At 71.1% G+C, this 13,633-nt stretch carries 10 protein-coding genes; all 10 read right to left on the bottom strand.

Features of this window, described 5'->3' with window-relative positions:
* Window positions 1-56: 56 nt before the first annotated feature.
* Window positions 57-923 (bottom strand): ATP-grasp domain-containing protein, encoded by an 867-nt coding sequence (locus tag HD601_RS17925; protein ID WP_184824099.1) that lies wholly within the window; start codon window positions 921-923, stop codon window positions 57-59.
* Between the two features lie 186 nt (window positions 924-1,109).
* On the bottom strand, window positions 1,110-2,090 hold the full coding sequence (locus HD601_RS34890; RefSeq protein WP_221441080.1) for a sortase: 981 nt from the start codon (window positions 2,088-2,090) through the stop codon (window positions 1,110-1,112).
* Window positions 2,087-3,535 carry a WxL protein peptidoglycan domain-containing protein gene (locus tag HD601_RS17915; RefSeq protein WP_184824097.1) on the bottom strand — a complete coding sequence of 483 codons (1,449 nt, stop codon included), beginning with the start codon at window positions 3,533-3,535 and terminating at the stop codon, window positions 2,087-2,089. The genes HD601_RS34890 and HD601_RS17915 overlap by 4 nt, the downstream gene beginning before the upstream one ends.
* Window positions 3,536-3,675: 140 nt before the next feature.
* A complete protein-coding gene (locus HD601_RS17910) occupies window positions 3,676-4,683 on the bottom strand; it encodes a hypothetical protein (protein ID WP_184824095.1) in 1,008 nt (335 codons plus the stop codon).
* Window positions 4,684-4,787: 104 nt separating this feature from the next.
* Window positions 4,788-5,903, bottom strand: a complete 1,116-nt coding sequence (locus HD601_RS17905) for a substrate-binding domain-containing protein (RefSeq protein ID WP_184824093.1) — start codon at window positions 5,901-5,903, stop codon at window positions 4,788-4,790.
* A 311-nt stretch (window positions 5,904-6,214) separates the two neighbouring features.
* Window positions 6,215-8,845 (bottom strand): hypothetical protein, encoded by a 2,631-nt coding sequence (locus tag HD601_RS17900; RefSeq protein WP_184824091.1) that lies wholly within the window; start codon window positions 8,843-8,845, stop codon window positions 6,215-6,217.
* Window positions 8,842-10,623: a phosphate ABC transporter substrate-binding protein PstS gene (locus HD601_RS34885; protein ID WP_184824089.1), complete on the bottom strand. Its 1,782-nt coding sequence runs from the start codon at window positions 10,621-10,623 to the stop codon at window positions 8,842-8,844. Before HD601_RS34885 ends, HD601_RS17900 begins: the two co-directional genes overlap by 4 nt.
* Window positions 10,620-11,918 (bottom strand): phosphate ABC transporter permease PstA, encoded by a 1,299-nt coding sequence (gene pstA / locus HD601_RS17890; protein ID WP_221441079.1) that lies wholly within the window; start codon window positions 11,916-11,918, stop codon window positions 10,620-10,622. Before pstA ends, HD601_RS34885 begins: the two co-directional genes overlap by 4 nt.
* Window positions 11,919-11,922: 4 nt before the next feature.
* Complete coding sequence (gene pstC, locus HD601_RS17885) at window positions 11,923-12,936, bottom strand: phosphate ABC transporter permease subunit PstC (RefSeq protein ID WP_221441078.1); 1,014 nt, start codon at window positions 12,934-12,936, stop codon at window positions 11,923-11,925.
* The gene (locus HD601_RS17880) at window positions 12,933-13,403 is read right to left on the bottom strand and encodes a hypothetical protein (RefSeq protein ID WP_184824087.1); all 471 of its coding nucleotides are present in this window, start codon (window positions 13,401-13,403) and stop codon (window positions 12,933-12,935) included. Before HD601_RS17880 ends, pstC begins: the two co-directional genes overlap by 4 nt.
* Window positions 13,404-13,633: the final 230 nt, after the last annotated feature.

Genomic DNA, 13,633 nt, shown 5'->3' with positions numbered 1-13,633 from the left:
ACGTGCTCCTCGGGTGTGGGTGGTTCGTGGTGTGTGGGCCGGGTCGATGGTAGCGGTTAGAGCTGTGCGGTGATCGCCCGCGCCAGGCGTTCGGGCGCGCCCGGCGACGTGGCCAGGAACAGGCTCGGCTCGGTCAGCTCGACCTCGAGGACGACGGGCGTGCCGTCGGGCCCCGGGATGACGTCGACGCGGGCGTAGAGCAGCTGGTCGTGGCCCGGGATGGCCGCCAGCGTGCGCCTGGCGACGTCGCGCTCTTGCTCGGACGGCTCGCGCGGCGCGATCTCCTCGGACCACAGCGGCGCGCCGTCGCGCAGGTCGGGCCCGTCGAGCAGGGGGCCCTTGCGGATGGCGTGGCTGAAGACGCCGCCCAGGTGCAGCATGGCGGTCTCGCCCGCGGTGTCGACGGCGCTGAGGTACGGCTGCAGCATGACGGTGTCGCCGCGGGCGAGCAGCTTGTCGACGTGCGCCTCGGCCAGGGCGCGCTGCTGCTGGTCGGCGAGGTCGTAGCGGCCGGTGTCGGCCGAGCCCGCGCTGACCGACGGCTTGACGACGTACTCGCCGCCGTCCGGGAGTTCGGGGCCGCCGTCGTGGCCCGGCTCGAGCCACGTGGTGGGGACGACGGGCACGCCGGCGGCCGCGAGCTCGCGCAGGTACACCTTGTCGGTGTTCCACGCGACGACGGCGGGCGGGTTCAGCAGCCGCGGGACGGAGCGCGTCCAGGCCAGGAACTGCTCGCGGCGGCGCGGGTAGTCCCACGGGTTGCGCAGCACGGCGACGTCGAAGCCGGCCCAGTCGACCGCGGGGTCGTCCCAGACCGGCGTCTCGACGTCGACGCCGAGCGCCCGCAGCGGCTCGACCACCAGCTGGTCGTCGGTGTGCAGGTCGGGCAGCTCGGCGCAGGTGACCAGGGCGACGCGCGGCATGACGGGCTCCTTCGGCGAGCGGGAACGACAGCCCCGAGATTACCGGTCGCCCCTGACGTCACATTCGCCTCGGCTGCGGGATCCGGCGGATGCTCCCTGGTCCGCTGCGCGCATCTCCATGATCATCCAAGTTTCGGGGCGTCCTGGCGCCCCATTTCTTGGATGATCATGAGCGGAGACCGCCCCTCACATGAGGTTCGGGAGCAGGACGGCGGTCGCGTCGGCGAGGGCGATGCCGAGGCCGCCGAGCAGCGGCACCCCGATCGTCCACGCCTGCGCCTTCCCCCAGCGCACCGTCGCCCACGCCACGCCGAGTGCCGCGAACGCCGTCGCCTGGGCCCAGAGCATCACCGCCACCCAGCCCGACGGGTCGCCCTGCATCGCCTGCTCCTCCTCGGGCAGGTCGGCGGAGCGGAACGGCCGGGACGGCGTGGGGACGGCGTCGCTGACCAGTTCGGCGTCCACGCGCAGGACGTCGTCGGGGCGGAAGGGGTCGCCGCCGGCGGTGACCAGCGTGAGCCGGCCCTCGCCGTCGGCCAGCGGGGCGGGCTGCGGGTCGCCCTCGCGGCGCACGCCGGTCACGTGGTACGTGTGCGCGCCCTGCCCCGTCGTGACGGTGAACGGCTCCCCCGGCTGCAGCAGGTCCAGCCGCCCGAACGGGCCGCCATAGGTCGCCTGACGCCCCATGATGACGCTGGTGCCCTCCTGACCGGGCAGGACGGTGTCGCGACGGTGTCCCGGGCCGTCCTGGAGCACGCCGGACGTGGTCCCCTCGAAGACGACCTCGTGCAGGTCCAGGGCCGGGATCTCGAGGACCGCGATCGACGTCCCCAGCGGCCACAGCTCCTCGTCCCGGTTGAGCTGGCCGATCGGTGCGGTGCCGTCGGCCAGCTGGACCCGGAAATCGTCGAACGCGACCTCCTGCGCCCGCTCGTGCCCGAGCTGCGACAGCAGCGCCAGCTGCCCGAGGAACCCGAGCAGCAGCACCGCGACGATCGACAGCGCCAGCCCCGGCATCCGCAGCGCGTCGCCCTTGCCCGACGGCACGACCGGCGGGACCGACGGCATCACCGGCGGCTGGACGGGCGGGCGCACGGACGGCGGCGACGGCGGCACGGGTGGGGCGGGCGGGGCGGGAGCGGCCGGGACGTCCGGCGGGGCGCTCACGCCGGCGCCTCGTCCGTGCCGCGCATCGAGCGCACCATCAGGGTGCCGAACACCAGCAGCAGCCCGCCGATGCCGACCCAGCCGGCGATGTCGGCGCCGGTCGGCGGGTGCTCGCCGGTGCCGTCCTCGTCGCCGCCCGCGCCGCCGTCGTCGTCACCCGAATCACCCGAATCGGAACCGGTGTCGTCGCCCGTCGGCGTGGTCGACGGGACGGTCACCGTCACGTCCATCTCGCCGGGGCCCGGAGGCCGCTCGGTCGCGGTCGCCGTCAGTCCGCCGCCCAGCCCGAACAGGGCGAGCAGCGCCAGCAGGCCCCCGGTCACCACGGCGACGACCCGCGGCGCCTGCAATCCGGCAGCCTCGGCGGCAGCGGCGGCCCGGCCGCGCGCCTCGGCGGCGGCGATCGCGTCCGCGGCCTTCCGGCGCCGCAGGCGGGACCGCCGGCGCAGCAGCCACAGCAGCACGACGACGACCAGCAGCACCACGAGCTCCGGCCACGGGATCGCCCATGCCGACGCCACACCGGTCACGCTCGGCGGCTCCGGGCTGCCCTCCGGGACGTTCAGCGACGACGGGTCCACCGTCAGCCGCGCGGTCACGCGGCCCAGGCGCTGGACGCCGTCCGCCTCGACGGTGACGGTGTACTTCTGGCCGGGCAGCAACTCGGGCAGGTCCTCCGGATGGACGGACTTCAGCCCGACGCCCAGCGGCCCCTCGACGTCGACCAGCTGTGATCCCGTCACCCGCACGTTGCCGGTGTTCTCCAGTTCGTAGCTGACGGTCATGTCACCGCCGGTGAACGGGATCCAGCCGTTGTCGAGGCTCGCCGACACGGCCTGGATTCGCACGGACGGCGCCAGGTCGCCGCCGACGCGCAGGTAGATGCGGGTGCCGACGCGGTTCTCGACGAGGACCTGGTTGTCGTTCTCCTCCGTGACGACGTCGGTGAGCGAGGCGACGATGCCGCCGGCGTGGTCGCCGGGCGTGGCGTTCGCCGGCACCGTCAGCGTGAACGGCAGGTCGACGTGGCCGTTGGCCGGCACCTCGACGGTGTCGTGGCTCACCGCGGCCCACAGGCCGACGTCCACGGGCGTCTCGGACCCCTCGAGCAGCGAGAAGCTGCCCTCCGGGGTGTTGATCGCGTCCTGGGAGTAGACGCGGAAGGTCTGCGGCGTGTCGCTGAAGTTGTTGACCCGGACGACGTCGGAGACGGTGCCGCCGGGCTCGAGCTCGTAGATGAACGCGTTGCGGCCGTCCGGGCCGGACGCCGTCGACGGCTGCACTGACCAGCTGACCGAGCCGGCGGCGTCGGCGGGCTCCTCGCTGCCGGGCGACGGGGTGGACGTGGGGTCGGCTGCTGCCGGTGCGGCGACGAACGCCGCGGAGGCCAGAACGGCAGCGAGCGCCCCGGCGAGTCGGCCGGGGCGCAACCGGGACAGGGACATGCGAAGGGCTCTGGCCATCGCAGGTGGCTCCAATTCTCTATCGACGCGGCCGGACCCACCGCCGGACGCACCCATGGGGTGGACCCGGCGACGAGCGCCGGATCCACCCCCGGGCGTGCTGACGACCGGCCCGATCGAACTCAGATCGTGGTCAGGGTCAGCGTGGCGGTGTAGGTGCCGGCCGCGGTGTCGGTCGGGATCTCCAGGGAGAGACCCGCGCCCAGCTCCGACGAACCGGTGCCGCTGCCCGCGGGAGCGCCAGCGAGCTGACGCGCCTCCGACAGGCCGGTGCCCTCGCTGAAGCCGGGGGCGACCGCAGCACCCGGAACGACGCCGGTCGCCGTCGAGGAGACGACCTCCGGGGTCCAGCCGAGGTACTTGCCGTCGAACTCAGCGGTGTCGGAAGCGAACTCCGAGACCTGGGCGGTGGTGTCCCAGCCCGGCGCACCCGCGCGGGTGTCGCTGACCGTGACGGGGTCGAGGTCGCCCTCGGACGAGAGACGGTCACCATCGAGCTGCGGCGCCGGCAGGGTGACCTGCGCGTCGTCGCCGATCGTCATGGTGAGCTGGCCCTCGCCCTGCTCGACCTCGGTGGTGATCTCCTGCGTGCCCTCGACCGGCTCCGGGTCCGGGTCGCCACCGCCATCGGCGATGCGCCACGTGTCGCCCTCGACGATGATCGTGGTCGCGTAGTAGTCCGCCGAGGCGACGAACTGCTCCGAGAGGCAGCTGATGCGGATCTCGAACTCGCCCTTGCGGCCCTGCAGCCGGGTCTCGAGCGTACGGGGGGTGCCCGCGATGCCGTCGACCTGGATGAAGGGAACCGTGTCGTACCCACCCTCGTTCAGGGTCGGCCCGAGCGACAGAGTCTCGTCGTTCGGCGGGTCGATGTTCGGCTCGATGGTGCCGTTGCCGTTGATGTCGATGGCGACATCGAGCGAGGCGCCCTGGGCGAAGCCCGTCGGGCAGGGGCCGGTGGAGCGCGCCCACTGCAGGAACGGACCATCGTTGATGCTGCCGGTGGTCGCCGAGAACTCGACCTCGCCGATCTCGGCCGCGTTCGCCGGCATGGCGGCGAGGCCGGTACCGACGATGCCGGCGACCACGGACGTGGCCGCGAGCGCCAGCGCCCTCTTCGACATGTGCATGACATACCTTCCCTTCGAAGGTGATGGCGGGGCCGGCCCCGTGCCGGCCCCACTCGTGGGGCGCCTGTCACTCGCGCCCCACGAGGGTCTGGTGCGGCTGAGCGTCAGCTGTTCGCGCGCAGCGTGGTGGCCCCGCAGGCGAGCCCGCCCGGAACCGGGGTCTGCCGGAAGCCGAAGCCGTAGGCCTCGATCACCGGGCGCGCCTCGCAGACGTCCGAGCTGAGGCCCACGAAGGTGTTGACGATCGTGGCGTCGGGAGCGCCACCCTCGATGTCGTGCGTCGGAACGACGTTGTAGACGTCACGGACGATCGGGAAGTTGAGGTTCAGGACCGGGTCGGCGGCCGTGCCCGTCGTCGGGGCGATGCCACCGATCCGGCCGAGGACCGCGCTACCGCGACGGTTCTCGACGTCGATCAGGACGCCGCCGTGCGTCTCACCGGCGTTGCCCTGAGCGATGTACTGCGCGATCGAGAACGGCACGATGTCGGCGCTGTTCTCGTCCAGGTCCCACTCCAGCACGCGGCCGTCGTGCTCCTGGATCGTGTTGTTCCGCTGCTCGATGCAGGGGTACGACGCCAGCTCCTGCTCGAGGATGTCGACCTGCGCCAGCCAGAACTGACGCGTGCCCGAACCCGACTGCGGCAGCAGCGGGTGCACCTCGATGCCGTTGACGAAGCGGATGACGCACTTGTAGATGCCCTCGAGCTGACGGCGGGTCAGGTTCGAGGGGAAGCCCAGGGCGTTGACGGCGTCGCTGTGCACCGCATAGGTGACGGCGTCCACGCCGAACGGGACGTAGGTGAGGGTCCCGGCCGGGTTCGGCGAGCTCGGGCCGCTGGAGGACCGGGCGAAGTCGAAGCATCCGGGGATGCTCTTGCCCATCCACTGGCCGACACCCTCCGACGCGAGCAGCGCCGTGCGCCCCTGGCCGGAGCCGTTCGGGCGGGCGATGTCCGTGCAGGCGGCGTTCTGCGCCGGGCTCTTGGTGGTGATGGTGGCCGTGCCGCGGGCATCCCACGACGCGATCACGTCACCGCCGCCGACCGCCAGGCCCAGGCCGTTGACCGCGTCCTGGGTCGTGTCGGAGCCGGCACCGGCCAGCTGCCGGTAGTCGGTGACGGGGTCCGGGTCGGCCGACGCCGGGCCCACCGCGAGACCGAGAGCCATGACAGCGGCCCCCAGCGCGGCGCCCACGCGGGCGAGATTCTGACGCTTCACTGAATTGCTCCCCTTTCCACAGGGATGTGCTACTGGCAGTCCACCGCATTGCCTGAACGGCGAACCCGAATCGATACTTTCCTGATCATCGGAAGCACGCGAGAGACAGCGCGGAAACGTTGGGTCGGCTAGGTCTCGCCAACGTTTACGCCAGATGAATTGGCCATCTTTGCTGGTGAAGCGGAGCGTGCGCCATCGCGCAGAGTATTGTCGAATGGAATTTCCAGGCCTATCGCCCGCGCTATGGCGCCGCGCGCCCGCTACATTCGACGCATCCGTCCCGGTCCCCCCAAAATATGTTGTGAATTCCGTCAGGCCGGCCTGTTGAAGCGCGAGCCGAGTCGGGTCAGTGCCGGTCCGGCGATGGCGGCCGCCGCGCCGATCAGCAGCGCCACCATCAGCACGTAGGGCGCGATCCCCGCGTCGGTCCCCGGCGTGCTGCTCGACTGCGCCACCGGCGTCGACGACTCGGTCGGCGACGGGGTCGGGCTCGGGCTGGGTGCCGGCGCGGGCGGCGCCGGCGAGTTCGTCGGCCCGGTGCCGTCCGGCGGCGGCGTGGTGTAGCCACCGTCGGCGCCCGGGGGCGGGCCGGACCCGTCGGACCCAGGCGGCGGGTCGTTGCCGGCGGGGCCGGGATTCCCGTCGTCGTCGCCCTGGTCACCGCCGGACTCGTCGTTCCCACCCGGAGCGGGCGTCGTCGGGGTGGGCGTCGGGGTCGGCGATGCCAGCGTCCGCAGCCGCTCCGCCGCGTCCTGGGTCTGCTCGCGCAGCTCGTCGGGCAGGGAGGCATAGCCGTCGGGTAGCTGGCCCCGCGCCGACCCCGGTTCCTGTCCTGCGCCGGCCGCGTACTCGAGCAGGTCGGCGTAGTCGCTGAGCGCCTCCGCGTCTCGGTCCGTGTTCACCGCGGCGTACGTCACCATCGTCAGCGGATAGGCGTCGGGGTCCGTTGTCTCCGGGTTGTTCTCGAGCACCCCGTCGTCATCGGTGTCGACCATCGCGTCGACCGCCGCCAGCATGCTCTCGCGGGTCGGTGTCACGAACTCGCCCGCCGCGTTCCGCAACGCTGCGCGCAGGACCCCGTAGCGCTCGGTTGAGGCCGAGTCACTCAGTCCGATGGTCCAGCGCCTGCCGATGTGGCGCGGTCCCGACTCGACGTAGGCCGGCGGCACCTTCAGAGCGTCCCAGTCGATCTTCTCCGCGACGGCGGCTCGCAGGACGCGTTGTGCGACCTCGCTGTACGTCCCGACGTACGGACGCAGGTCGAGGGTGCAGTAGTCCAGCTCGGCGCCGAGATCGCGGGCGCAGGTCGGGTCGGCCTTCGGGAAGCTCATCGGCGGGTTCTCGTCCAAGCCGAGGTCCTCGTAGTACGGGTTCACGACCATGCCGTACTCGTCGGGTGTCCCGGACAGCCACTCCCTCGCCTCCGGGTCGGCCTGGATCCACCGCCACACCTCCCGGTTGGCAGCGCCGTTCGGCAGCGTGACCATCAGCCCCTGCGGTCCGCTGGCCGAGGTGGGGAAGTTCTCGAAGATCGGGTTCAGCTCGCGGAACTCCGGATCGTAGGTGATGAAGATCGGATTCGACGCTCCCTCACCACCGCTCAGGTGCTCGATCCCGCCGGCCCCGCCACCGGGGACGTCGACCTGATACGACTGGGTCAGCAGCTTGGCGACCAGTCGCGGCGTGAGCTTCAGCTCGGGCACTTGTGTGCCGAACAGCTCCTCGAACTCCGGCGGCGCGAAGGTGTGCGGCCGGACGTCGATCCGGAAGGCGATGGTCATTCCCGAGATCGCCACCGGTGCCTCGACGAGCTCCGGGCCGTCGGGCCCGGGGTCGATGGCGGCCGTGCTGAAGGCCAGCCCGGGTGAGCCGTCGAACTCGCTCAGGAGCTGGTTCCCGGCTTCGATGTCGCCGATCGCCGAGTAGCCGAATGTCGTGCCGCCGTCCGCACACAGGAGCGGCTGCCACGATGTCATCGCCTCGGCGACGAGCTCCGTGCCCACGGTCGGCTGCTCTTCGGAGCCCAGCTGGCAGAAGCCGCTCACCGGCTCGAACTGCAGTGGAACGACCAGGCGGTTGGCCCAGTTCGTGGCCGACAGCGGCGATCCGGGACTGTAGTTCTCCACCGGCAGAGGTACGCCGGCCACATCGAACTGCCCGCGCGGAACGATGACCAGCCAGCACGCTTGCGGCTGAGGCTGCGTCTCCGTCACGCGTCCGCAACCCAGATGCGGTGCTTCCTTCGCGCTCTGCACCCAGAACGTCGTCTGGCCGGTCCCGTCGCCGCCGGTCGGAACCCATGGCTGCTCGTTGGTGCTGTAGGCGTTGAAGAGGTCTCTGATCAGGCCGTCGTACCCCTCCGGCGCTTCACGTGGCCTCGGCGGCGCGCCCGTTTGCAGGGCGTCGATGTACGTGCCTCCATAGGCAGCCTGGAACGGCAGCATGGGGGTGCTCAGGACCGGGTCTCCGTTGTCATCCCACTCGACCGGGATGGCCTCATGCGTCTCCTCTGGGTCGGTCCCCGCGAACACCGCGCGCGTCGGGTCGCCTACGTTGCCGCCCCAGGGGACGTCACCGGGCGCCCACTCCGCGCCGAACTGGCACGTCTCCCTGAAGTCAGCGGCATCCGGGTCGGGCCCCCAGCACTGCATGAACGTCAGGTAGTTCGGGCCGAACGCGCCGTACGGCGTCGGGTGGCCGCCCGTCCAGGTGATGTCGATGCCCTGCCCGATCAGGCCGTTGGTCTGCGAGACCGTGACCTCGAGGTCGGAGAAGTCCTCGTACTTGCCCGGACGGCCCTTGACGGTCACTGCCGAATCCGTCAGCTCCCTCGAGCCCGCAGCCAGGGCCTCATCGCGAGGCGGGCCGAGGACGAGCAGGGCCACCGCCAGGCCGAACAGCATGAGCCCGGCGACCAGCCGCGTCCACAAGGTCCTCGTCACGACGGCCCCCCGGGCTGGTGGCGGAGCAGGCGCAGCACCAGGGGTGGCGCGACGATGACGACCAGCAGCGACAGGCCGGCGATCAGCATCAGGGTCTGGTCCAGGCCCCAGCCGGTCGACGCGGCCATCACGGTGGGGACGTTGACGGCGTTCGAGTCACCGTCTCCCCCACCCCCGTCGCCGGCGCCCGAGTCGGCGCCGGCGATGATCTCGCCGGTATCGGGGTCGATGATCGGGGCTCCGCCGTCGGCGCCGGTGTCCGTGCCGTCGGCGCCGCCCGCATCGCCGGCCGCGTCACCGCCGCCGGCGTCTCCCGTCGCGCCGGCGGCGTCACCACCGGCACCGGAGGCGTCCCCGCCCCCGGCCGCGTCGCCGCCGGCTCCCCCGTCGCCGCCGCCTGACGCGTCACCGCCACCGTCACCACCGTCCCCGCCGGCTCCTCCGCCGTCACCGCCGCCCTCGTCGCCGCCGGGGCCGGGTTGTGGCGCACCACCGGTGCCGTCCGCGCACTGGACCGGGCCTTGCTGGTCGCACTCGGGCGGATACGGCGCGTTGTCGGCCAGGGTGTTGGAACCGTCGGTGGAGAAGGTCGGGTTGTTGCAGTCGGCGACGTTGAGCTGATCGGTCCGGGCGCCGGGGATCTCACGAACCTGGGCGAATCCGGCCTCGACCAGGTTGATCGGCAGCGGCGAGTAGCCGAGTGCCGGCGCGGATCGCTGCCCCTCGCAGAGGAAGTGGTACGCGAAGTCGCCGAGCGTGTAGCCCTTGTTCTCGGTGAAGCCGTACTCCACCTTGTCCGGGATGATGATGTAGGAGTACGACGACAGCGGATACGCGCGCCTGTCCTGGTTCCTGTACACGTTGGTCAGGTTCTGGGTGAGGTAGTTCTCCGACTCCGGGTCGTCCTCGATCTGCGCACCCAGCAGTCCGACGGCGACCGCCTCCGGCGTGGGCTCGATGTAGTAGCCGGACCGGTTGAGTACCTTCACGACAGGGAAGTCCGCGTTCAGCGCGTACGAGTACTCGACGTAGGTGATGGCGCCCTCGTTGTGCGCCTGGGCGACGTAACCCGCCACGTTGTTGGACCCGGACTGGGCGACCATGCCGGAGACCGTCGGGTAGTAGGACGTCTGCCCACAGGGGGTCTCCCGGCCGACCCGCTCGCAGTAGGCGTTCCACAGGCCGCCATGCTCCGATGCCATCCACATGGAGAACTGTGCCGACGTGCCGGAACCGTCGGACCGGACCACCGGGACGATCTTGCGCGCCGGCAGCGCCAGCGCCGGGTTGTCCTGCCGGATCGCCGCGTCGTTCCACATGGTGATGACGCCGGTGAAGATCTTGGTGAGCACCTCGCCGGACAGCCGCAGGTTGGTGACCTGCTGGCCGCCGATCTCGAGGTTGTACATGAACGAGGTGCCGCCGGCGACGATCGGCATGTAGCGGAAGCTCCGGGGCGGTGGCGGGTCGGATGCGGTGGTGCCGGTGTCGCGCAGACCGTAGGGGATCTCGGAGACCGCGAAGTCGACAGAGCCCTGGCCGAACTGCTGGCGCCCGGCCGACGACCCGACACCGGAGTAGTTGATCGTCATGCCGTACTGGTTGACGTTGCGCCGCCACTGGTCCAAAGCGTTCTGGCTCCACGTCGAGCCCGATCCGCTCACGGTCACATAGGTGCCCTGGGCGATCGCTGGATCGGCGCCGGTGACGATCGCAGCGCCGATCAGCGCCGTGGCGGCGAGCACCCCCGCCGCCCGCGCCAGCTTTCCGAACCTCATCGCGATCCTCCAGGCTCGCCGGGACCGGACCCGAGCGCGCCGTCGATGAATCCGTTCTCGCCCGGTCCGGTCGGGAGAGCGTGCCGCTGGTCGCGGTCGGCGTACCGTGCGGCGTCACGGCGAGATGCGGCCATGCGCCGCCCCTGTTGCCGCCGGCTGAGCTGGCCGGGGCCGCGCCCGCCGAAGATGCGGGCGGCGACGAAGAGGGCGAGCACGATGATCATCAGGAGCGCGGCCGCTCCGAACGCACGGCTGACGTACGCCGGTTCCGGCGACCGCACGAGGTCGAAGGTGAGCAGCGGCAGCGACACCATCGGACCCTCGAACGGGTTGAAGTTGACGTGCGATGTCATGCCGGCGGTGAGCAGGACCGGCGACGTCTCGCCGACGCCGCGGGCGGTGCCGAGGATCACCGATGTGGTGAGCCCGGACCGCGCGGTCGGCAGCGTCACGTGCCAGACCGTCCGCCAGTGCCCCGAGCCCAGGCCGTAGGACGCCTCCTTCAGCGTGCCGGGCACCAGTCGCAGCACGACGTCGGCGGCACGGATGACGATCGGCAGCATCATCACCGACAGCGCCAGCGCCGCGGCGAAGCCGGAGAACCCGAAGCCGAGCGCCACGACGACCGTCGCGTAGATGAACAGGCCGGCGACGATCGACGGCAGCGCGGTCATCGCCTCGACGATGGTGCGGACGAATCGGCTGTACTTGCCCGGGAACTCGCTGAGGAACACCGCGCAGACCAGCCCGATCGGCACGGTGATCACGATCGCGATGGTGATCATGATCAGCGTCCCGACGATGCCGTGCAGGACGCCGCCGACGTCGAGCCCGTCGAGCGGCCCGGCGTTGCGCAGGTCCTGAGTGTAGAAGTTCCAGTGCGACATCGGCTCGCGCCCGCGCCAGAACGTGAACGCGACGACCGAGATCAGCGCGGTCAGCATGAGCACCGCCGCGCTGTGCATGACGACGGTCGACAGCCGGTCGATCACGGCCGGGCCGTTCTCGTCGTAGGACACCAGCAGCGCGTAGAACCCCAGGAACAGCAGGTACGCGACGACGACGTAGCCGATCAGGCCGTCGAACGGCGTCAGGAGCGAGAACAGCAGCGTGGTGACGGCGATCGCCGCGATCGCGGAGCCGAACAGCGCCAGGATGTCGGTCCGGCGCACCGACGACGTACGCCGGATCATCTCGCTCTGCGCCGCCGGGAGCCGTGGTGGCAGGGTCGTCGACGGCGGCGCCTCGGCCTCGCTGACGTCGCCGTGGGCGGTTCCGGGCATGGTGACGGTCATCGGTTCACGCCTCGCTCGCCGCTCCGGACCGGGTGCGCGCCACGATCGACGAGGCCGCGAAGTTCACGACCAGCGTCATGAGGAACAGCGTCAGGCCGGCCGCCATGAGCGCCGACATGCCGAACTCGGTGGCCTCGCCGAACCGCAGCGCGATGAGGGCGGAGATCGAGTTCGACCCGGTCTGGAGAATGTTGGTCTGGATCTCGAAGACGGGCGAGATGATCAGATAGACGGCGATCGTCTCACCGAGCGCCCGGCCGAGGCCGAGCATCGATCCGCCGATCATGCCGCCGGTGCCGAACGGCAGGACGACGGAGCGGATCATGCCCCAGCGGGTGGCGCCCAGGGCGAAGGCGCCCTCCCGCTCGCCGGGCGGGGCCTGCGAGAACACCTCGCGCATGATCGAGCAGATGATCGGGGTGATCATCAGCGCGACCACGATCCCGGCGATGAACGTCGAGGCGGTGAAGACCGACATCGACAGCAGCGGGTCGTGCGGGTCGAACGCGTCGACCTGGAGGAACGGGATCCAGTTCAGCCAGGTCGCGATCCACCGCGACAGCCCGATGACGTACGGCTGCAGCAGGTAGACGCCCCAGATGCCGTAGACGATGCTGGGCACGGCCGCCATCAGGTCGACCATGCTGACGAGCGTCTGCTTGAACTGCCGCGGCGCGTACTCGGAGATGTACAGCGCGGCCCCCGTCGCCAGCGGCACCGCGATCGAGACCGCCACCAGCGCGATGAGGATCGTCAGCACCAGCACCGCGGCGATGCCGAAGTTCCCGGAGTCGGGCTCCCACGTCGTCGTCGTGACGAACGCGCCGATGCCCTCGGCCGACAGCGCCTGCCAGCCGCGGTAGAGCAGGAACAGGCCGACGAGCGACATGACGGCAAGGACGACGAAGCCGGCCAGCCGCGAGACGCCGCCGAAGATCTGGTCGGAGCGGCCGGTGACGGTGGTCAGCCGGCGTGGAGCGTCGGTCTCGTTCGCGTCGTGCTGTGGAGCGATGGTCACAGCGAGCCCACGCTGCTCTGCCGGTCGTGCCGGCCGCGGCCCTCGACCTGCCGGACGCCCTCGACCAGCTGCGCGCCGGGCACCGCCGCGAGGAACGTGCGCAGGCTGTACCGGCACTCGCGCTCGCGGTGGTACATGCGCCCGGACCGCGCGACCGGCCGGTCCCCCAGCGTGACCCGCCAGGTCCACATGCCCGTGGCGGTGTCGGTGGCCATCGAGGTCTCGAGCTGCTCGACACCCTGCTGCAGGATGCCGACGTCGGACCGGCCCGCGGCGTAGCTGTCCCAGACGCGGAAGCTGCGGCCGAGCTCGCGGTTGTTCGGCGACGCCAGCAGCCAGGCGAAGCACACCGCGGGGCTGCCCGCCCGTCGCGCCGGGTCCGGCTCGGCGTTGCGGCCCCAGCTGGGACTGCGCGACCGGTCCGGGTCGTGCAGGGCAAGGAAGATGAACCGAGCCGAACGCACCACGCCACCCCCTCGACGTGGCGCGTGCGCCACCGCCGGTGATCCGTCAGATCTCGGGCGCGAGGTGCGCCGTCGGGGGTGACTCTGCTGGGTATGCGTTGCATCTCAACCAGGCCTACATGTACGCCGGACATGCGGCAGGTGAAGAGGATCTACCCGTTTTGGCTACCTTTGTGACGACAATTCGTCATCATACCGGAAAGGTCATGAGCCAAGATCAAGATTAGTGCTGA

The sequence above is a fragment of the Jiangella mangrovi genome, from assembly GCF_014204975.1.
Taxonomy (GTDB): domain Bacteria; phylum Actinomycetota; class Actinomycetes; order Jiangellales; family Jiangellaceae; genus Jiangella; species Jiangella mangrovi.
This window is presented reverse-complemented; position numbering and strand designations above follow the sequence as displayed.

What these genes read in the sequence shown, in the direction of transcription:
- HD601_RS17925 (WP_184824099.1), bottom strand. Translation starts at nt 923, where the DNA reads ATGCCGCGCGTCGCCCTGGTCACCTGCGCCGAGCTGCCCGACCTGCAC.
- HD601_RS34885 (WP_184824089.1), bottom strand. Translation starts at nt 10,623, where the DNA reads ATGAGGTTCGGAAAGCTGGCGCGGGCGGCGGGGGTGCTCGCCGCCACG.
- HD601_RS17915 (WP_184824097.1), bottom strand. Translation starts at nt 3,535, where the DNA reads ATGTCCCTGTCCCGGTTGCGCCCCGGCCGACTCGCCGGGGCGCTCGCT.
- HD601_RS17910 (WP_184824095.1), bottom strand. Translation starts at nt 4,683, where the DNA reads ATGCACATGTCGAAGAGGGCGCTGGCGCTCGCGGCCACGTCCGTGGTC.
- pstA (WP_221441079.1), bottom strand. Translation starts at nt 11,918, where the DNA reads ATGACCGTCACCATGCCCGGAACCGCCCACGGCGACGTCAGCGAGGCC.